Below are 19,334 nucleotides of genomic sequence, written 5' to 3' on the forward strand. Positions count from 1 at the left end.
TGGAAGTAACATGAATGCTTTAGAAACCCAGTCACTTACATTATCCTACGGTGAATCCATCATTATAGAAGAATTAGATCTGCAAATTCCTAAAGGGGAAATTACGGTCTTTATCGGTGGAAATGGCTGTGGGAAATCCACCTTGCTTCGTTCGCTAGCTCGTTTGTTAAAGCCAAGACAAGGAAATGTGCTCTTGGAAGGTAAGGCTATATCCGGTCAATCCACAAAGGACATTGCCAAGCAACTTGCCATCCTTCCACAGGGACCGACTGCACCAGAGGGGTTATCTGTGCTTCAGTTAGTAAAACAAGGCCGTTACCCTTATCAGTCATGGTTAAAGCAATGGTCAGAACATGATGAAAAAGTAGTTTGGGATTCCCTTCGTGCAACAGGCATGGAAGAATTTGCAGAAAGAACGGTTGATTCCCTATCAGGTGGGCAGCGTCAACGTGCATGGATTGCGATGACACTTGCGCAAGAGACAGATGTGATCTTGTTGGATGAACCGACAACATACTTGGATTTAACACATCAAATTGAAATTCTCGACCTTCTTTTTGAATTAAATGAAAAAGAAAACCGTACCATCATCATGGTCCTTCATGATCTTAATCTTGCCTGCCGTTATGCGCATCACCTTGTTGCCATCCGCGATAAGCAAATATATGCACAAGGCAAACCAGAAGAAGTAATCAACTGTGATCTTGTCAAAAATGTTTTTGATATGAATTGCCAAGTAACTACGGATCCACTATTTGGGACACCTTTATGTATTCCGCATGGTCGAGGCCGTTGCTTGGTTCCGAATCTGGAAGGACTAAGAGCATGATGGGCACGCTCACAAAACAGGAATTTCGTTTCTTGGAAGAAAGCTGCCGTTTTGTAACAGGAGAGGCAGAGGTAGAGGATACTATCTCGCTTCATTCACTTATCCATAATGGAACGAAAGAATATTTAACGAAGGTCAAGGCTTCATTGGGTACAGACGAAATGGACGTTGCGGCATCGCTTCTCATGAAAAGGTTGGGATTCCTTGCGGTAAACTGTTTGCTTTCCATGACGGCATTTAACAAAACACTGAAATTAGATCCAGCCAACATTTGGATTGATTCTTATGTAGAAAATGATGTGTGGCTGCCGAAGCTTCGTTATACAGAGGTGCAAGCAATGGAGGTCACTGGATTTGAAACGCGTGAGGAATGGAGAGTTCAGCATTTTAATGAACTTTTCAACGGAGTGATTGCCCCGCTGATTCAGCGTATGGCAAAAGAGGCAAAGGTGTCCCGCCAAACTTTATGGGAAAATGTTGTGCTATATATCTACTGGATGTACGAGTCCATTCTCCCTAATCAGAAGTTGGATGCGCCATACCAAGAAGAAGATTTTAAAAGTTTATTGGAGGCAGACCCTGCTTTATTTGGAATGAAAAGAAACCCAGCAGCGTTGTTCTATAAGCCGAAAACCTTCGTAGAAATGCACCAAGCAGAGCTGAGAATGCGAACTACCTGTTGCTACTATTATAAAACCAATAGCGAAGGAGTCCGATGCTCGACCTGTCCATTAAATTGTAATAACTGATTTACTTCACTATAATGGAACAAAAGCTTGAGGGGAGGTTCTGCCGATGAACGATAAACTCGACCAGCAACTGGACGGTTTATTAGAAAAGTACACGGAACTTCTTTTAGGAGAAGTGACAGAAGAGCACAAAGAAAATGTGAAAGCATGGGTGCTCTATACATACATCGCAAAATCAATGCCACCACTTGTCAAGCATTGGAATGAGCAATATCCAGATGCAAAGCAAGATATGATGACATTGATTAAGGAAATTAAAGAATTAAATGACGCCCACCGTGCGAAAAGCGGAAAATAGGGAAGAGCCTTGGATTGCTATTGTGCAAATCAAGGCTCTATTTATTTCAAAAGGTACGAGTTAAAGTCGCATTTATACGGTTATCCATTGTAAAACAGATATATCCATTCTAACCGGACGTTTATCCATTGCAAGAGGCAACATATCCATTATAAATTCAATATATCCATCCTAAGTGACCATTTATCCATTAAATCCTTTTTCATTGATTACAAACAGAGATCTTTATCTTCACTAACACCACGAGAACACCTGTCACGAACTTCCACCTTTTCCACATACCAAAAATTATTTTCTTTCAACATCGTGAGTTTTACATCGCTGCCGGCAACAGAATCATCCCGAATTCCATAACTCATGATATAGCCTTCCGCTTCATCCTCATCTGAAAAATCAATTCTTGTGTTAATTTCCCACACATCCATACCAAGTCCATAGCTGGTTTCTACATCCAACATCCATGCATTCATTAATAATCCTGGACTTTTCCAACTTTGATTGGCAGTCCCAAGAGCTTGATCATATTCTCCATCCCACTCACGCCAATTCGTAACTCCTTTTTGCCAACCAGTTTCTTTCGCTAACGAATCATCTATCAAGTACTCCCAAAGCTGTACATCCACATCTCTCCATAGATGAGGGACTTGATCTTTAGGAATGGTGATGAATTCTCCAGTTTCCTCTTCCGCAGGTTGTTGGGAAAGCGTTTCTATCTCCATTTCTTTCTCTTCTAGTTGCGCATAGACTTCCACTATTTCGGTTTCCAACTCTGTGACTTTTTCTTGGTGAACATCTGTATTAGAGCAACCGCTAAACAATACTCCTACTAAAAATAGAGTGACTACACGTTTCACCCAATTCCCCCCTAAAAACGAAATTTGTTTAATTTTACCACAAAAAAATGGAGTAATTTACCTAAATGAGGAAATTTCGGGTTTCGGAGATTATGCTGAAGGGTAGAGGGGAAGATACGTTTTTTTATAGCCTTATTTGAAAAAAAGCAACGAAAGATACCGGATTTCTTGGCCTCAATCGTCGCTTTAATCATTTACTGCATCATCCCGTTATTTCCATATGGAAACTGGTTCGTGTAACCTTGAAACTGCTGGTATTCCTGTTGAAGTTTTGTTTGATCAGCCGGCTCCAGTCCGTACCACCCTTTTTGGAACATCACATTATAAAGCTCACGCTGACAATTCTGTGTTTCATTAAAAATTGCAAGCAGATCCGTGTAGATTTGTTGGTTGCTTGCTTCATTTAAAGCAGTGCAATATGAATCGGTCATGTATTTTTCTGTAGCCAACATATCGTTGATGAAATCGCGCTCATTCATTTGTGGTGTCTTGGCAACCTGCGTTTCAGGATTCTGGATTTTTTGTTGATTCATGTAGGTTGTCTCCTTTCTATTGTAATGGCTGCTGTTGCTGCATTTGGTTCTGACCCTGGATGTGCGTCAAAATCTTTTGATAATGTCTCTGATGCATCTGGCCGGCTTTTTCAATAGCAGTGACGACTTCCTGGTCCTGGCATTGGCTTGCAAAAAAGTGCGCTTTCTTCATCGCAAGTAAATTCCAGGAAAGCATATCTGCAAAGTATAAAGAATCTTTTGTCGTTACCACATTTGGCGGCTGTGGGTAATAGCCAGGCTGCTGAGTAGTATTTTGCTGTGGTTGCTGCTGTTGCATACAACGACCTCCTATCATAATCTATCAAATGTAGAGTAACCTTTTAGCAGGAAAATATGTACGCCAAATAAAATCTACTTTATCCCAAATTGTTAATAAAGCGACAAAAATCAGCACTATTTCCCGACAAATAATTTGTATTCAAAAATTTGAAAAGATGATAAAATGAGGTTGTAATTTTATTTTTATACTCAATGAAAGCGTTTACTATAAATTTCAGAAAATAGAATAAAGCAATCGGAGAGGGACACCAAGAAGAAGCGGGAGGAATATCAAATGGAACAAGTAATGCGCAATACATTTTTGTATCTATCAAAAAGCAAATCATTAACCAAAATGGCAAGAAAGTACGGATTGCGTTTTGGAGCTGGCCGTTTTGTTGCAGGGGAAAGGATCGATCAAGCGGTAAAATGTATCCAAGAGCTTAACCAAAAAGACCTTTGCGTAACTATTGACTATTTAGGTGAATTTATTGATACGGAAAAAGAAGCGAATGAAATGGCAGACAACTCCATTGAAGCCATTCGTGCAATCGGCAACGAAAACCTTGATTCTCAGTTGTCATTGAAAATGACATCCATGGGACTAGACATTTCAGAAGAAGTTGTGATGAAGAACATGCGTAGAATCCTAGATGCAGCAAAAGAACACGGTGTATTTGTCACAATTGATATGGAAGACTATTCCCGCTGCGGGAAAACCATCGATGTATTTAAAAAGCTAAGAGAAGAGTATGACAATGTCGGCACTGTAATACAAGCTTACTTGTTCAGAACGGTTAAAGACATGGAAGACCTTAATCAATACAGCCCAAATCTTCGTTTAGTTAAAGGTGCGTACAAAGAGTCACCGGAAGTTGCTTTCCCAGATAAAAAAGATGTGGACGATAACTTCAAGAAAATCATTGAAATGCATCTGCTGAACGGAAACTACACAGCAGTTGCAACCCATGATGATGCGATGATTGAATACACAAAAGAACTCGTGAAAAAACATGGTATCTCTAAGGATCAATTTGAATTCCAAATGCTATACGGTATCCGCCCGGAACGCCAATTAGAACTTGTAAAAGAAGGCTACAAAATGCGCGTATATGTTCCATACGGTACAGACTGGTACGGATATTTCATGCGCCGCCTAGCAGAACGCCCAGCAAACGTAGCGTTCGTATTAAAAGGAATCATCAAGAAATAATAAGAGAGCGTGCGTTATGCACGCTCTTTACGTTTATAGAATAAGTAAGTATATATAATCTGGTTGATTTCCGTTTTCCAGGCGCTTCGCTGCCTGCGGGCGGTCCGTGAGCTTCCTCGGCAAGCCTCCACCTAGCGCTATCTCCCTCAGGAGTCTTCGCCTTTTGCTCCAATCAACAGCTAGGGGTTATTAAAAACTTATGTTATCTGTTTTCAGGGGCCTCACCTGTCCCTTCCTCCCGCAGGGGAGTAACGGTAGATTGAGACACCGCAACGAAGTGAGGATGCTCAAGCACCGTCCCGCGGAAAGCGCAGCCATTTGCGGAAAGGAACAGCGGCTCATAACCACTAACTAATGTTTTATGGAAAAGAGGGAGCGGGCGTTTTCTGCCCGTTTTTTTCTTATAACATCAGTCTTGCATGTTCTGTTTCCCGTACTGCTGATTGTTGCTCGTCTTTTTACCGCTATAGTCCATCTCTACAGTAGGACCTGCGTTTCCTTTTACACTCGCAGCACTTTTTGCTGCATGAGAAGGTTGTTTTTTCAACTTTGCCATGATATCTCACCTCCACAATTACATTTTCCCCACACCAATCAGCTACATGCAGCGTACATTAGAAAATAATATGGAAAATTCCTATTTATTTATTGCGAAAATTTTCAAAATACTTTATAGTTAAAACCAAGGGAACTCTTACAAAGGAGATATTTTTTTGCGGTAAAAATGAATGAGCATTCATTCAAAAACCGGTTTAACAGTTTTTAGCTGGTGATTGGAGCATAGGGCGTAGATTCCTATGGGAGATAGCGCTTAGAGGAGACCCTACAGGCAAAGCCGAGGAAGCTCCTCAAGCGCCCCGTGGAAAGCGAAGCCCGGTGCGGAAATCACCAGCGGTGGTTAACTAATTTTCTTTAAAACCAACTATCAAGGGGGAGGAAGAATGAAACAAAGTATTAAAAAGGCTGCTGTAATCGGATCGGGAGTAATGGGATCCGGGATTGCCGCACACTTAGCAAACGTTGGAATTCCTACAATCTTGTTAGATATCGTTCCTAACAAATTAACGAGTGAAGAAGAACAAAAAGGCTTAACACTCTCTGATAAAGCAATCCGAAACAAGTTTACAAGCACAGCTTTACAAAAATTATTAAAACAAAAACCCGCTCCACTTACATCCAAGTCTAATCTTGCTCTAATTGAAGCAGGAAATCTAGAAGACGACTTGGCAAAAATTGCGGATTGTGACTGGGTAATTGAAGTAATCGTTGAAAACCTGGAAATCAAAAAGCAACTTTTTGAAAAAGTAGATGCTCACCGCAAACCTGGAAGTATTATCAGCTCCAACACATCCGGTATATCCATTGAAGCGATGGCGGAAGGACGATCCGAAGATTTCAAAAAGAATTTTCTAGGAACGCACTTTTTTAACCCACCGCGTTATCTGAAATTGCTTGAAGTGATTCCGACTAAGGACACAAGTCCAGAAGTTGTCACTTTCATCAAAACTTTCGGTGAAGATGTATTAGGAAAAGGCATCGTACTTGCAAAAGATACGCCAAACTTCATTGCAAACCGCATTGGAACGTATGGCTTACTTGTTACAGTGAATGAAATGCTTGAGGGAGGTTATAGTGTCGGAGAAGTGGACTCTGTCACAGGTCCAGCTATTGGCAAACCAAAAAGTGCCACATTCCGTACGCTTGATGTTGTAGGGTTAGATACATTCATTCATGTAGCCAACAATGTTTACGAAAAAGTCGAGGGCAAGGAACAAGAAGTATTCCGCATTCCAGACTTTATGAACAAGATGAAGGAAAAAGGCTGGTTGGGCTCGAAATCCGGTCAAGGATTCTTCCTAAAACAAGGAAAAGAGATTCTGGAACTCAACCCAGAGACGTTGGAATATGACGCACGTAAAAAATTAAAAACACCAGCTCTTGAAATGAGCAAACAGGCAAAAGGCTACAGCAACAAAATGAAAGCGCTTGTATATGCTGACGACCGCGCTGGAAATCTGATCTGGAGCATTCTTGCACCAGTATTGAGCTATTCTGCTGAATTACTAGGTGAGATCGCTGATGATATCGTGGCAATTGACCAAGCGATGAAATGGGGCTTCGGCTGGGATTATGGTCCATTTGAAACTTGGGATGCCATCGGTCTAGAACAGTCCGTCTTGAAAATGAAAGAAGACGGAGTTCCAGTTCCAAAATGGGTTGATGAAATGCTAGCGAACGGCCATCGTTCCTTCTACAAAAAAGATGGTGGAACAACTTTATTATATAACAACGGCACTTACAAAGCGCTTGAAGTAAATCCAAAAGTAGTTCACTTGAAAACATTAAAAGAAACAAATGGTGTGATCAAGAAAAACTCTGGAGCAAGCTTAATCGACCTTGGAGACGATGTGGCATTACTTGAATTCCAATCACCAAACAATGCTATCGGGCTAGATATCATCCAAATGGTGAACTACGCGCTTGAAGAAGTAGATAAAAACTACAAAGGGCTTGTAATCGGAAACCAAGGAAAGAACTTCTGTGTAGGTGCTAACCTTGCGATGATACTAATGGAGGCACAAGACGACAATTATTTTGAAATAGAAATGGTTGTTAAGCACTTCCAACAAGCCATGATGAATATAAAATACAGCTCTAAACCGGTAGTGGCCGCGCCATTTGGTATGACACTCGGAGGAGGAACAGAAATCTGCCTACCAACAAGCCAACTGCAGGCATCCAGCGAAACGTATATGGGACTTGTAGAAGTCGGAGTCGGATTAATTCCTGGTGGAGGCGGAAACAAAGAGCTTTACATGAAGCACTTGAACAGCATGCCACAAGGCCTAGAGTATGATCTGCAAAAGGTTGCGAACAAAGTATTCGAACAAATTGCAACTGCAAAAGTCTCTACTTCCGCAGCGGAAGCAAGAGATCTGCACTTATTAAACAACAAAGATCAAATCAGCTTTAACGGTGACCACTTGATCCATGATGCAAAGCAAGCCGTAACAAGCTTATATGAAGCAGGGTACACGGCGCCTGTTCGCAGAAAAGTCCCTGTAGTGGGGGAAACAGGCTATGCAACGTTAATGCTTGGAGCACACAATATGCAATACTCCGGATTCATTTCCGAGCACGACTTAAAGATCGCGAAGAAACTGGCCTACGTTATCGCAGGAGGAAATGTACCGTACGGAACAGAAGTAGATGAACAGTACCTACTAGACCTTGAACGCGAAGCATTCCTAAGCCTAGTTGGAGAAGCAAAATCCCAACAACGTATGCAACACATGCTTGTAAAAGGAAAACCACTACGTAACTAAACTAGTTCGTTAAAAATTTCATAGCTGTTGATTGAAGCAAAAGGCGAAGATTCCTGAGGGAGATAGCGCTAGCTGGAGACCCCACAGGCGAAGCCGAGGAGGCTCACGTCAGCCCCTAGGAAAGCGAAGCCATTTGCGGAAATCAACAGCGGTGTTTAAAGCAAAACCTACTAAACTACTAGAAAAGCGAGGGGAGCATTTTGAAAGAAGCGGTTATTGTTGCTGGTGCAAGAACACCAGTCGGAAGATCAAGAAAAGGATCACTAGCTACAGTTCGACCAGATGATCTAGGGGCATTAGTAGTAAAAGAAACACTTAAACGAGCAGGAAACTATGATGGTCCAATCGATGACCTTATTTTCGGATGTGCGATGCCAGAAGCAGAACAAGGTCTCAATATGGCAAGAAACATCGGAGGATTAGCTGGACTTCCATCAAGCGTACCTGCAATTACCATAAATAGATATTGTTCTTCAGGCTTACAGACCATTGCCTATGCAGCAGAACGAATCATGCTTGGACACTCTGAATCCATCATCGCCGGTGGAGCAGAATCTATGAGCATGGTGCCAATGGTTGGCCATACTGTAAGACCAAATGCAAGACTTGTTGATTCCGCACCAGAGTACTACATGGGGATGGGCCACACTGCGGAACAAGTAGCCCTGAAATACGGTGTAAGTCGTGAAGACCAGGATGCGTTCGCCGTTCGCAGTCATGAGCGTGCTGCACGAGCAATTCAAGAAGGAAAGTTTGTGGATGAAATCGTCCCTGTGGATGTAACGTTGCGTAAGGTTGGATCCAACCACAAATTACAAGAATCAACCTTCACTTTCAGTCAGGATGAAGGTGTAAGAGCAGGTACTTCCATGGAAGTATTGAGCAAACTTCGCCCTGCATTTAATGTCAAAGGTTCCGTAACAGCAGGAAACTCTTCCCAAACAAGTGACGGAGCAGCATCAGTTCTTGTTATGGAAAGAGAAAGAGCGGAAGCACTAGGATTAAAACCGATCGCTAAATTCCGATCCTTCGCAGTAGGTGGCGTACCACCGGAAGTAATGGGAATTGGACCGGTAGTGGCAATCCCTAAAGCACTTAAACTGGCAGGCTTGGAACTTTCCGATATCGGCTTACTAGAATTAAACGAAGCCTTTGCATCCCAAGCAATCCAAGTTATGCGCGAGTTGAATCTTGACGAAGACAAAGTGAATGTAAACGGTGGAGCAATCGCCCTAGGTCACCCACTTGGATGCACAGGCTCCAAACTGACCCTGACCCTCCTACACGAAATGCAACGCCGCAACGAACAGTTCGGTATCGTCAGCATGTGTATCGGCGGAGGAATGGGAGCCGCAGGAGTATTCGAATTACTGGCATAAATATTTTCTATTAAAATAATTTAGCTGATGATTGGAGCACAGGGCGAAGACTCCTGAGGGAGATAGCGTTAGGTGGAGACCCCGCAACGAAGTGAGGAGGCTCCAGCAACGCCCCTAGGAAAGCGAAGCCCGGTGCGGAAATCAGCAGCGGTGTAAGAGTAAACCTATTTATTTTACAAACGGGAGGAAAACAAAATGTCAAACACATTAGAAAATGTAATCAAAGGCGGAAGCTTCCTACTTGACGACATCGCAGCAGAAAAAGTCTTCACACCAGAGGACTTCTCAGACGAACACAAACTAATCGCCAAAACAACCGAAGAATTCGTCGTAAACGAAGTAGTACCAAACCTAGAAGAAATCGAACACCACAACTTCGATATCTCCGTAAAACTTTTAAAAGAAGCAGGAGAACTGGGCCTTTTAGGAGCAGACGTACAAGAAGAGTACGGCGGATTCGGACTTGATAAAATCAGTTCATCCTTAATCACAGAAAAGTTCTCAAGAGCTGGCGGATTCTCCTTATCCTACGGAGCACACGTTGGAATCGGATCCCTTCCTATCGTTCTTTTCGGTAATGAAGATCAAAAGCAAAAATACCTTCCAAAGCTGTCTTCCGGTGAAATGCTTGCAGCATACGCATTAACAGAGCCAGGTTCTGGATCTGATGCGCTTGGTGCGAAAACGACAGCCAAGTTGAATGACGAAGGTACACACTATGTATTGAATGGTGAAAAACAATGGATTACCAATGCAGGTTTTGCTGATGTATTCGTTGTCTATGCCAAAGTCGATGGCGAGCACTTCTCTGCATTCATCGTAGAGCGCGAGTTTGGTGGAGTTTCCACTGGTCCGGAAGAAAAGAAAATGGGAATCAAAGGTTCTTCTACACGTACATTGATTTTAGAAGATGCACTTGTACCAAAAGAAAACCTTCTTGGTGAAATTGGACGCGGCCACGTTATCGCATTTAACATCCTTAACATCGGACGTTACAAATTGGCAGTTGGAACAGTAGGTGGATCTAAGCGTGGAATCGAGCTTGCAGCAACATATGCAAACCAGCGCCAACAGTTCAAAACACCTATCGCAAAATTCTCCCTTATCCAAGAGAAGCTTGCAAACATGGCTGTTAAAACATATGCAACAGAAAGCTCCGTTTACCGTACAGTCGGCCTTTTTGAAGACAGTATGGGCCGCTTGACTAAAGAAGAAGAGAAAGATCCTAATGCAGTGGCAAAAGCCGTTGCTGAATATGCTATCGAGTGTTCATTAAATAAAGTATTCGGTTCTGAAACGCTTGATTATGTAGTGGATGAAGCAGTTCAAATCCATGGTGGATACGGCTTTATGGCTGAGTACGAAGTAGAAAGAATGTACCGCGACTCACGTATCAACCGTATCTTCGAAGGAACAAACGAAATCAACCGCTTATTGGTTCCAGGAACATACCTGCGTAAAGCATTAAAAGGTGAACTTCCACTTATTCAAAAAGCGCAAAGCTTACAAGAAGAGTTAATGATGCTTATGCCTGAAGAAGTTGGCGATGGGGTGTTGGAGCAAGAGAAATATCTTGTGAAGAATGCTAAGAAAATCGCTATCCTAATGACAGGTCTTGTAGCTCAAAAGTACGGAAAAGCATTGGAAAGAGAGCAAGAATTGCTTGTTAACATCGCTGACATCATCAGCAATGTGTACTCCATGGAATCTGCTGTTCTACGTACAGAAAAAGCGATTGCAAAATCCGGCGAAGACAAAAATAAATTGAAAGTCCTTTACACGCAAGTGTTCTGTCAAGAAGCGTTCAACCAAATCGAAGCAGATGCAAGAGAAACTTTGGTAGCTGCTGAAACTGGCGATACGCTTCGCATGATGATCTCTGCACTACGCAAATTCACTCGTCACACACCAATCAACGTGGTTGCGAAGAAGCGCGAAATTGCAGCAGTCGTATTGGATGCACAAAAATATACTGTATGATAACGAAAAACCAGGCCTCCTCATGGAGAGCCTGGTTTTTAAAATAATCATTAGTCGATTCGACATAATTCATCCGGACAATTTTCACAATGGATCTCTACCTTCAGATAATTCAAGTCATGGATGATAATTCTACCCTTATCAACGGATACAACGCCATTCTTTTTCAACTCCGAAAGCATCCTATTCACCACTTCCCGTGATGTCCCACAGTAGTTGGCCAATTCCTGATTGGTTAAGGAGAGGTTAATCAAGATACCATCCGCTTTTAAAACGCCATAGCTATTGGACATCCTGATTAGAGTAGAGTACAAAGCACCTTTCCTGCCGTTCAATACAAGATCCCGGAATTTTGTCTGCGTTTTACGATAGTGAAGACTCATCCATTTCATAAACTCCAAAGCAAGCTGGCCGTTTTCTGCGAGTTTCCGTTCCAATTCCAACTTTGGTATTACTAGCACACTTCCTTTATCATCCATTGTTTTAGCACTGAGCATATAAATTGCTCCTGGACAAAATAATGTCAATTCACCCACTAGGTCATCTTCGCTACACAGCCGTAAAGTGAGTTCTTGTCCATCAGGTGTCACCTTGCTTATCTTAAAGCTTCCGTTCAAAATCAAATATATCTCAGAGGATACCATACCCTCTTGAAATAAATAAGCTCCCTTTTTGACAGCCAATTTCTTTTCAAAAGAAGAGAACAAAAACTCTTTTAGTTCTTTTGATAATTTTTCCGTCACAGAGCTCATCCTTTCCACTGATTACTATAGCTATATTTTAACTGTAATACACTCTTAAATCTATGGTCTACAGAAATTGTATCTCGTCTAAAAGGAAAATAGGAAAAGACGTCGAATTATAGAAAATAGCGTGTTGAAAATTAGGCGCAAGCTTTCTGTTATGCTACAATATATGAGTAAAATCATGTATGCTAAGGTGGTGCAAAAAGGTTATGACAGTAACGTTTTATTGGTATCCCAAATGTGGCACCTGCCGCAATGCTAAAAAGTGGCTTGAGGCGAATGATGTAGCGGTAGAAGAAGTACATATTGTCGAAAATCCACCATCACGTGAAAAGTTAGAGGAGCTGTACAAGAAAAGCGGTCTCGAACTGAAGAAGTTCTTTAATACAAGCGGCATGAAATATCGTGAACTTGGGTTGAAGGACAAAGTGAAAACGGCATCCGAAGAGGAGTTGCTTGATATTCTTGCAACAGACGGCATGCTAATCAAGCGCCCGATTACGACGGACGGCAGCAAGGTAACAGTTGGATTTAACGAAAAGCAGTTTGAGGATACATGGAAATAGGACAGGCTCTCTTTTTAAATGGGCAAGCCCTGTTAGAAGAGCTAAAATAAACTAGTTTGATGGAGGGAATTATTAATGAGCACACCTAAAGATTTACGTTATTCCGAAGAGCATGAATGGGTAAAGGTTGAAGGAGAAAAAGTAAGAGTTGGGATTACGCACTTTGCACAATCCGAACTAGGCGATATCGTGTTTGTTGAACTTCCTGAAGTTGGAGATGAAATCTCTGCAGATGAGCCATTTGGAAGTGTAGAATCTGTAAAAACAGTTTCTGAACTTTACGCTCCAATTAGCGGTATAGTGGTAGAAGTGAATGAAGATTTAAATGACAGCCCTGAGTTTGTTAACGAATCTCCATACGAAAAAGCATGGATGATTGTGGTGGAACCTGCAGATGCTGGTGAAGTTGACAATTTAATGACTGCTGAGCAATATGAGGAAATGACAAAAGAAGACTAATAATGAAGACGCGGGGCAACCTAACTTTAGTTAACTTTTACTAAAGAGGGTGACCTTAAATGACGTTGGATAACAAAAGGCTGGATATCACCGACCGAGTAAACGGGAAGTTGACAAAACAAGGCTTTGAGCTTTACGTGGAAAGTGAATCCATAGGTCAAGTAACGTTTACCGAGCAAGGCAACCAGTACTCCTTAAAAAATGGCTATGAACAAGAAGGTAGCAAGATCTTTCAACAAGTTCAAGTGCCTTCTGAAAAAGATGCCAAATATGTAGATTGCGACTACGAAAATGGATGGTGTTAACCATCGGTGGGGTTGGGACTCTTATTAGTTCCGCCCCTTTTTCATATTAAATGACGCCCTTATTTCTAATTATATGTGTACATTACCGCTATTCGGAATAGTTATAGTATAAAGCAACTTATCTTTATACATCTTTTTAGAACAGGTGATGGATATGGATTTAATACATGAGGAAAAAATCATTATTGTAGAGGGTAAATCAGATAAAAAACGCGTTCAGGAAGTTATCAATGAACCGGTTCATATTATATGTACCAATGGCACAATTAGTGTCACAAAGCTTGATGAATTGATGGAAGATATAATGGATAAAGAGGTTTATATTTTGGTCGATGCGGATAGTTCTGGTGAAAAATTGCGCAAGCTCTTTAAAAGAGAGTTTCCAGAGGCAGAGCATCTTTATATTGATAAAATGTATCGAGAAGTGGCCTCTGCGCCACATCACCATATAGCTACGGTTTTACTAAGTGCAAATATTGATATTCATGCAGAATACTTGTAATAAGATGTAATGAGGATGAGATCATGAGGGATTGGACCAAGGAAGAACTTTTACAAGAAATTAACGAAAATAAACAAAGTGTAGTTTATTTTTACACGCCAATGTGTGGGACCTGTCAGGTTGCCAAGCGGATGCTGGATGTGACGAAAGAGCTTTTTCCGCATCTTACTTTTGGGATGCTTGATGTAAATTATATTCAGGATCTTGCTATGAAGTGGGAGATCGAAAGTGTTCCTTGTTTGATGATTTTCGAGAATGGTGAGATAAAAGATAAAATTTATGCTTTTCGTTCTGTGGAGTATTTGTATGGACTTATTAAGCAGTATGATGGTAAGTAAGAAATCTCTAAACACCCATTGTGGTGTTTTTTTTATGTCCATACTCCGTTGATTTCCGGCTTTCGAATGTGGGGTCTCATCTGTCCCTTCTTCCAGCGGGCGTCTTCGTGCCTTCCACTCCAATCAACCATGTTATTGCAAATATTTTTAATTCGACAGAAACACCTATTGCCATTTTTCTGAAAAAGGAGTAAGTTTGTTTAGGGAGACGAAATATTTATTCAACAAACAAACGAGGGGTATATTTATGTTGAAAAATGCAAACTGGTTTCAGTCATTTATGCGGTATGATCATACAATCCAGAAGTTATTTATTGTTAATATCCTTACTCAAATAGGGCTCGGCATTTTTATGATTGTATATAACTTTTATATAAGGGAGCTTGGGTTTGCCGAGACGGTAAACGGGAATGTCATTGCAGCTTCATCATTAGCGGCAGCTATCATCTTAATTCCAGCAGGGATATTAAGTGATCGGATTGGCCGCAAGAAAATGATGCTCTATGGTGTGTTTTTTAGTGGGATCTTTATGTTCTTAAGAAGTATATTCGAATTAGAATCACTTCTTTTAATCAGTGCTTTTATTGCAGGAATAGCAATGGCCTTCATTCAAGTGACAGCAGTACCATGGCTTGCAGAAAGCTCAACAAAAGAACAGAGGGTTAAACTTTTTAGCTATCACTTTGCGGTTATGATGGGAGCAAATGTTATCGGGAATCTTTTGGGAGGGTCATTAACGGATTTACTTTTACATGTTGTTGGACTTACCCCTGTTTGGAGTATTAGACTAACGCTTTTACTCGGAAGTCTCATCTTCATGTTGGGAATTATTCCTTTATGGAAAACCACTGAAGTACAACGGGAAAAAGAGAACAAAGCATTTACTTTTAAAAATTTCCAATCGTCTATACCAAAAGGGCAATGGAAGCTGATTTTTGCCTTTTCTTTTGCATCCATCTTAATAGGGTTTGGATCTGGGCTGGTCATTCCTTATTTAAATATGTATTTTGCAGATCGTTTCGGGACCTCCAATTCTACCATTGGCATTGTTCTATCCCTAGGTCAGGCTGTAACAGCAGTAGCCATGATTATCGGGCCGGCGGTGGTCAGAAAAATAGGAGAGATGAGAGCAGTGGTTATTTTACAGCTTCTTTCCTTACCGTTCATGCTAATAACCGCTTTCACTCAAATTTTTTGGCTTGCTGCTCTTGGATTTTTATTCAGACAGGCATTGATGAATGCTGCAAATCCAATCATTTCTTCGATGATGATGGAGAAGGTAGATAACTCTTTAAAGGGTTTTGCTAACTCGATAAATCAAATGGTCTTTTCACTCGGGTGGGCAAGCATGGGGCCGGTTTCAATGACCATCGTACTTTTATATGGGGAATATTGGGGATATTCGATTGTATTCTCCATCACGGCTGTTCTTTATCTGACAAGTTCTATTTTCTTTTATTTGATGTTTAGGGAAAAAACGACGGCAACCTACCAAAAGGCTATGGTAAAGACATCATAGTCTGACATATTTCTTGGGAAATGAAGAACAGTTATCGAAAAATACGCGGTAATTGTTCTTTTTTTATTGCAGGGATTAGGCTGACAGGCAGGGAAATTATATAGAAAAAGGGGGCTGGTTTGTAATGGTAATAGAGAACTTAGAAATGTTTCTTCTTAAAGCCAAAAGTAAGTCGCATGTAATGGAAATTTTGCCTTACTACAGTCTGCGCTGCTGTTTAGTGTCCCAAGGGGAGCGGTCGTTTTTTTCATTAAGTAAAAATAACATGCAATTGGAACAGGGTGCAACAGTGGCTGATGTAGTCATTGAGGGTTCTGCAGACGATATAATGGAACTTCTAAATGGAACGAAAATGAGAGATGTGAAAGGTTTAGCATTTAAAGGGTCCTTTAGACATTTCTTGCTAATGGATTCGCTGTTTACTCTTGTAAATCGTTCAGAAAGAAAAGAGGTATCTTAAAGGAATTATACTCGCCTATAACGAATTAGTGTATTTAGATAAAGAGAAAATATAGGCGGTGTAGGGGTAGTGTATTATATTATTGTTAACAAGTTGGCTGGTAACGGAAAAGGACTGAGAATGTGGAGAGAAACAGAAAAGCTTTTACAGGAGAAAAGTTTACCTTATCAAGTCTCTTTTACTCAGCACGCAGGTCATGCCGGTGAGTTATTAGAAAATATAGATGAAAATTTGGTTCAAGCTGTCGTCGTAGTTGGTGGGGACGGTACCATTCATGAAGTGGTTAATAAATTGGTTTATAGTAAAGTGGCTCTAGGGATTGTTCCTGCCGGTTCTGGAAATGACTTGGCAAGAAGCCTTGGAGTCCCTTTTGATGTTGTAGGAGCTTTGGCTCGAATTTTAGAGGGTTCTCATCATCTAATTGATGTACCAAAAGTAGGTGAAGAGTATTATATATCGATTGCCGGGCTAGGGTTTGACGGTAAGGTTGCCGAAGTGACCAATAGGTCAAGATCAAAGCGCATACTAAATAAATTAGGCTTAGGCGGCTTGTCCTACGTGATGAATATATTCAGAGTCCTTTTTACCTATCAACCATCTGATGTTTCAGTTGAAGTAGATGGCAAAGTAAATATTTTCGAGAATGTTTGGCTGATAGCAGTAGCCAATCTCCCATATTATGGCGGAGGGATCATGATCTGCCCTGATGCCAGTGGATATGATGGGGTATTGGATGTTTGTGTCGTTTCTGGTATTGGAAGATGGGAGTTATTATTTGTGTTTCCACTAGCTTTTAAAGGGAGACATATTAGACACCGGAATGTCACAATGCTTAGAGGTGCGTCTATTAAAATAAGTCAGAATTCCTCCATGGTGATGCAGTGTGACGGTGAAATTGTTCGGAATAGCACCACAGATTTTAGTATAGAAGAGAAAGTATTAAAGATTTTTTAAATGTAGGAAGAAAGTTTTTAATTGACAGGCTATTTATCACCGTGATACGATAACACTCGTTAATTCGAATTGCCCAAATACTTAATTTTAATTATATATGTTTATCTCTTATCGAGAGAGGTGGAGGGACGTGCCCGATGAAACCCGGCAACCGTCAACAAGGAATTGTTGAAATTGGTGCCAATTCACACAAAGCTATTTGCTTTGATAGATGAGAGAAAGGACTTTTCTCATTTAATCCTTTCTGCTCATTGTTGCAGAAGGGATTTTTTATTTTCAAGGATTAAACAAACGTTTGATTAATCTTAATTGGGTAAGCTAAAACAAGGAAAAGTAAGAAGGTAGGTGCGAGCATGATTTCACTTCAAGGTGTAAAAAAAGTATTTAAAACGAAAAATGGATTAGTAACAGCTGTTGATAATATAGATTTATCCATCAACCAAGGGGAGATTTTCGGAGTTATCGGATACAGTGGAGCAGGAAAAAGTACACTGATTCGTATGCTAAATGGGCTCGAAACTCCTACGGATGGAGTGGTAGATGTAGCAGGAAGAAACCTTGCAAAAGTAAAGGGCAAGGAACTGAGAGAAGCACGCCAAGAGATAAGCATGATCTTCCAACACTTCAATTTATTATGGTCAAGGACGGTAAAGGAAAATATCGCGTTTCCACTTGAGATTGCAGGAGTAAGCAGGTCAGAGCGGAACAAACGAGTCGAAGAACTTATCAAGCTTGTAGGATTAGAGGGAAGAGGTGACTCCTATCCATCTCAACTAAGCGGAGGTCAAAAGCAACGTGTCGGGATTGCCAGAGCGCTTGCGAATAACCCAAAAGTGCTTTTATGTGATGAAGCGACTTCAGCTTTAGATCCGCAGACAACAGATTCTATCCTAGACCTCTTAGTCGATATCAATAAACGACTATCTCTGACTATTGTTCTAATTACACATGAAATGCACGTTATCCGTAAAATCTGTCATCGAGTTGCGGTTATGGAAAATGGTAAGGTTGTGGAACAGGGGGATGTTTTAAATGTATTCCGGAAACCTGAGCAACCAATCACGAAACGCTTCGTGAAACAGGTGACAGAACCAGAAGATACGCAAGAAACCGTAGAACACTTGTTGACGGAATATCCACAAGGAAAAGTAATTCAATTAACATTTGTAGGAACTTCGGCAGAACAGCCTTTAATTACGAATTTGATTCGTAGATTCCCAATTGATGTGAATATTCTTCAAGGGAAAATCTCACAGACTCAAAATGGAGCATATGGCACTCTTTTTGTGCACCTAGATGGAGAAGAAACGCAAGTACAAGAGGCATTGAGTTTCATCCGTGAGCAGGAAGTAGAGTTGGAGGTGATGACACATGCTTGAGAGAGTTAATTGGGACAAGATGTGGGAAGCAACCTTAGAAACTCTTTATATGAGCAGTATATCCGTTGTCGCTACGTTTATATTAGGAATCGTCTTAGGACTATTATTGTTTTTAACAGCTAAGGGAAACATATGGGAAAGTCGTTTAGTTAATGGATTGGTAGCAGCTTTCGTAAATATCTTCCGCTCCATCCCATTTGTCATTTTAATATTTTTACTCATTCCTTTTACCAGGTTCATTATGGATACCATTATCGGTGCGAACGCAGCATTGCCAGCCTTAATTATTGGAGCAGCACCTTTTTACGCTCGAATGGTGGAAATTGCACTTCGTGAAATTGACAAAGGTGTTATTGAAGCAGCACGTTCCATGGGTGCCAAAACTTCAGAAATTATTTGGAAAGTACTCCTTCCGGAATCGATGCCAGCATTGGTTTCGGGGATAACTGTTACAGCGATTGCCATTGTAAGTTACACAGCCATGGCAGGAATCATTGGAGCCGGTGGATTGGGTAACCTCGCATTCTTAGATGGTTTCCAACGTAACAACTGGGAAGTAACACTAGTATGTACTGTCATCATCCTAATCATTGTATTCATCATCCAATTTATTGGAGATCTAATAACAAACAAACTAGACAAACGATAAGAAAGAGGGGACTAAAA

22 protein-coding genes and 1 riboswitch are annotated in these 19,334 nt (G+C 41.0%); of the genes, 17 read left to right on the forward strand and 5 right to left on the reverse strand.

The features are described 5' to 3' along the window. The first annotated feature begins 10 nt into the window (after positions 1-10). From HF078_RS19960 to HF078_RS19970, 3 genes are read left to right on the forward strand one after another with little or no spacing between them, the layout of a single operon-like run. On the forward strand, positions 11-829 hold the full coding sequence (locus HF078_RS19960; RefSeq protein WP_169292717.1) for an ABC transporter ATP-binding protein: 819 nt from the start codon (positions 11-13) through the stop codon (positions 827-829). Continuing rightward, positions 826-1,578 carry an IucA/IucC family C-terminal-domain containing protein gene (locus tag HF078_RS19965; RefSeq protein ID WP_169292718.1) on the forward strand — a complete coding sequence of 251 codons (753 nt, stop codon included), beginning with the start codon at positions 826-828 and terminating at the stop codon, positions 1,576-1,578. The genes HF078_RS19960 and HF078_RS19965 overlap by 4 nt, the downstream gene beginning before the upstream one ends. Positions 1,579-1,624: 46 nt before the next feature. Then, a complete protein-coding gene (locus tag HF078_RS19970; protein WP_169292719.1) occupies positions 1,625-1,876 on the forward strand; it encodes a YusU family protein in 252 nt (83 codons plus the stop codon). Positions 1,877-2,085: 209 nt separating this feature from the next. Here HF078_RS19970 and HF078_RS19975 read toward each other — a convergent pair whose 3' ends face one another. The 3 genes from HF078_RS19975 to HF078_RS19985 form a co-directional block, all read right to left on the reverse strand. Beyond that, a complete protein-coding gene (locus HF078_RS19975; RefSeq protein ID WP_169292720.1) occupies positions 2,086-2,730 on the reverse strand; it encodes a hypothetical protein in 645 nt (214 codons plus the stop codon). 194 nt (positions 2,731-2,924) lie between these two features. After that, a complete protein-coding gene (locus tag HF078_RS19980) occupies positions 2,925-3,263 on the reverse strand; it encodes a spore coat protein (protein ID WP_169292721.1) in 339 nt (112 codons plus the stop codon). A gap of 16 nt (positions 3,264-3,279) precedes the next feature. After that, on the reverse strand, positions 3,280-3,561 hold the full coding sequence (locus HF078_RS19985) for a hypothetical protein (RefSeq protein WP_148989124.1): 282 nt from the start codon (positions 3,559-3,561) through the stop codon (positions 3,280-3,282). Positions 3,562-3,837: 276 nt separating this feature from the next. Here HF078_RS19985 and HF078_RS19990 point away from each other — a divergent pair, with 276 nt between their 5' ends. Continuing rightward, positions 3,838-4,755, forward strand: a complete 918-nt coding sequence (locus tag HF078_RS19990) for a proline dehydrogenase family protein (RefSeq protein WP_169292722.1) — start codon at positions 3,838-3,840, stop codon at positions 4,753-4,755. Between the two features lie 409 nt (positions 4,756-5,164). Here HF078_RS19990 and HF078_RS19995 read toward each other — a convergent pair whose 3' ends face one another. Beyond that, complete coding sequence (locus HF078_RS19995; protein ID WP_148989126.1) at positions 5,165-5,311, reverse strand: YuzL family protein; 147 nt, start codon at positions 5,309-5,311, stop codon at positions 5,165-5,167. Between the two features lie 385 nt (positions 5,312-5,696). On the opposite strand from HF078_RS19995, the gene HF078_RS20000 reads away from it, so the two are divergent. The 3 genes from HF078_RS20000 to HF078_RS20010 all read left to right on the forward strand — a co-directional run bounded on the left by HF078_RS20000 (position 5,697) and on the right by HF078_RS20010 (position 11,440). Then, entirely contained in the window at positions 5,697-8,081 is a 2,385-nt protein-coding gene (locus tag HF078_RS20000; protein ID WP_169292723.1) for a 3-hydroxyacyl-CoA dehydrogenase/enoyl-CoA hydratase family protein, read from the forward strand. Positions 8,082-8,281: 200 nt separating this feature from the next. Then, positions 8,282-9,460 carry an acetyl-CoA C-acetyltransferase gene (locus HF078_RS20005; RefSeq protein WP_169292724.1) on the forward strand — a complete coding sequence of 393 codons (1,179 nt, stop codon included), beginning with the start codon at positions 8,282-8,284 and terminating at the stop codon, positions 9,458-9,460. Positions 9,461-9,655: 195 nt separating this feature from the next. Then, positions 9,656-11,440: an acyl-CoA dehydrogenase family protein gene (locus HF078_RS20010; protein ID WP_169292725.1), complete on the forward strand. Its 1,785-nt coding sequence runs from the start codon at positions 9,656-9,658 to the stop codon at positions 11,438-11,440. 50 nt (positions 11,441-11,490) lie between these two features. Here HF078_RS20010 and HF078_RS20015 read toward each other — a convergent pair whose 3' ends face one another. After that, positions 11,491-12,192, reverse strand: a complete 702-nt coding sequence (locus HF078_RS20015) for a Crp/Fnr family transcriptional regulator (protein WP_169292726.1) — start codon at positions 12,190-12,192, stop codon at positions 11,491-11,493. 203 nt (positions 12,193-12,395) lie between these two features. Here HF078_RS20015 and HF078_RS20020 point away from each other — a divergent pair, with 203 nt between their 5' ends. From HF078_RS20020 to HF078_RS20065, 10 genes are all read left to right on the forward strand, one after another. Further along, a complete protein-coding gene (locus tag HF078_RS20020; protein WP_169292727.1) occupies positions 12,396-12,752 on the forward strand; it encodes an arsenate reductase family protein in 357 nt (118 codons plus the stop codon). A gap of 75 nt (positions 12,753-12,827) precedes the next feature. Then, entirely contained in the window at positions 12,828-13,211 is a 384-nt protein-coding gene (gcvH, locus tag HF078_RS20025) for a glycine cleavage system protein GcvH (protein WP_169292728.1), read from the forward strand. A 59-nt stretch (positions 13,212-13,270) separates the two neighbouring features. Beyond that, positions 13,271-13,516 carry a YusG family protein gene (locus HF078_RS20030; protein WP_169292729.1) on the forward strand — a complete coding sequence of 82 codons (246 nt, stop codon included), beginning with the start codon at positions 13,271-13,273 and terminating at the stop codon, positions 13,514-13,516. A 154-nt stretch (positions 13,517-13,670) separates the two neighbouring features. Then, on the forward strand, positions 13,671-14,018 hold the full coding sequence (locus tag HF078_RS20035; protein WP_168865336.1) for a toprim domain-containing protein: 348 nt from the start codon (positions 13,671-13,673) through the stop codon (positions 14,016-14,018). 23 nt (positions 14,019-14,041) lie between these two features. Next, positions 14,042-14,356 (forward strand): thioredoxin family protein, encoded by a 315-nt coding sequence (locus tag HF078_RS20040; RefSeq protein ID WP_169292730.1) that lies wholly within the window; start codon positions 14,042-14,044, stop codon positions 14,354-14,356. A 247-nt stretch (positions 14,357-14,603) separates the two neighbouring features. After that, the gene (locus tag HF078_RS20045) at positions 14,604-15,875 is read left to right on the forward strand and encodes an MFS transporter (protein ID WP_169292731.1); all 1,272 of its coding nucleotides are present in this window, start codon (positions 14,604-14,606) and stop codon (positions 15,873-15,875) included. Positions 15,876-15,999: 124 nt separating this feature from the next. Further along, positions 16,000-16,335, forward strand: coding sequence for a hypothetical protein (locus HF078_RS20050; protein ID WP_169292732.1), 336 nt, complete (start codon positions 16,000-16,002; stop codon positions 16,333-16,335). 69 nt (positions 16,336-16,404) lie between these two features. Then, on the forward strand, positions 16,405-17,289 hold the full coding sequence (locus tag HF078_RS20055; RefSeq protein ID WP_169292733.1) for a YegS/Rv2252/BmrU family lipid kinase: 885 nt from the start codon (positions 16,405-16,407) through the stop codon (positions 17,287-17,289). A gap of 105 nt (positions 17,290-17,394) precedes the next feature. Then, a riboswitch (SAM riboswitch) is annotated at positions 17,395-17,507 on the forward strand. 135 nt (positions 17,508-17,642) lie between these two features. Then, positions 17,643-18,668: a methionine ABC transporter ATP-binding protein gene (locus HF078_RS20060; RefSeq protein WP_169292734.1), complete on the forward strand. Its 1,026-nt coding sequence runs from the start codon at positions 17,643-17,645 to the stop codon at positions 18,666-18,668. Continuing rightward, a complete protein-coding gene (locus HF078_RS20065; protein WP_169292735.1) occupies positions 18,661-19,317 on the forward strand; it encodes a methionine ABC transporter permease in 657 nt (218 codons plus the stop codon). Before HF078_RS20060 ends, HF078_RS20065 begins: the two co-directional genes overlap by 8 nt. Positions 19,318-19,334 lie beyond the last annotated feature (17 nt).

Origin of the sequence: Bacillus sp. RO2 (assembly GCF_012911845.1) — a bacterium.
Taxonomy (GTDB): domain Bacteria; phylum Bacillota; class Bacilli; order Bacillales; family Bacillaceae_I; genus Sutcliffiella_A.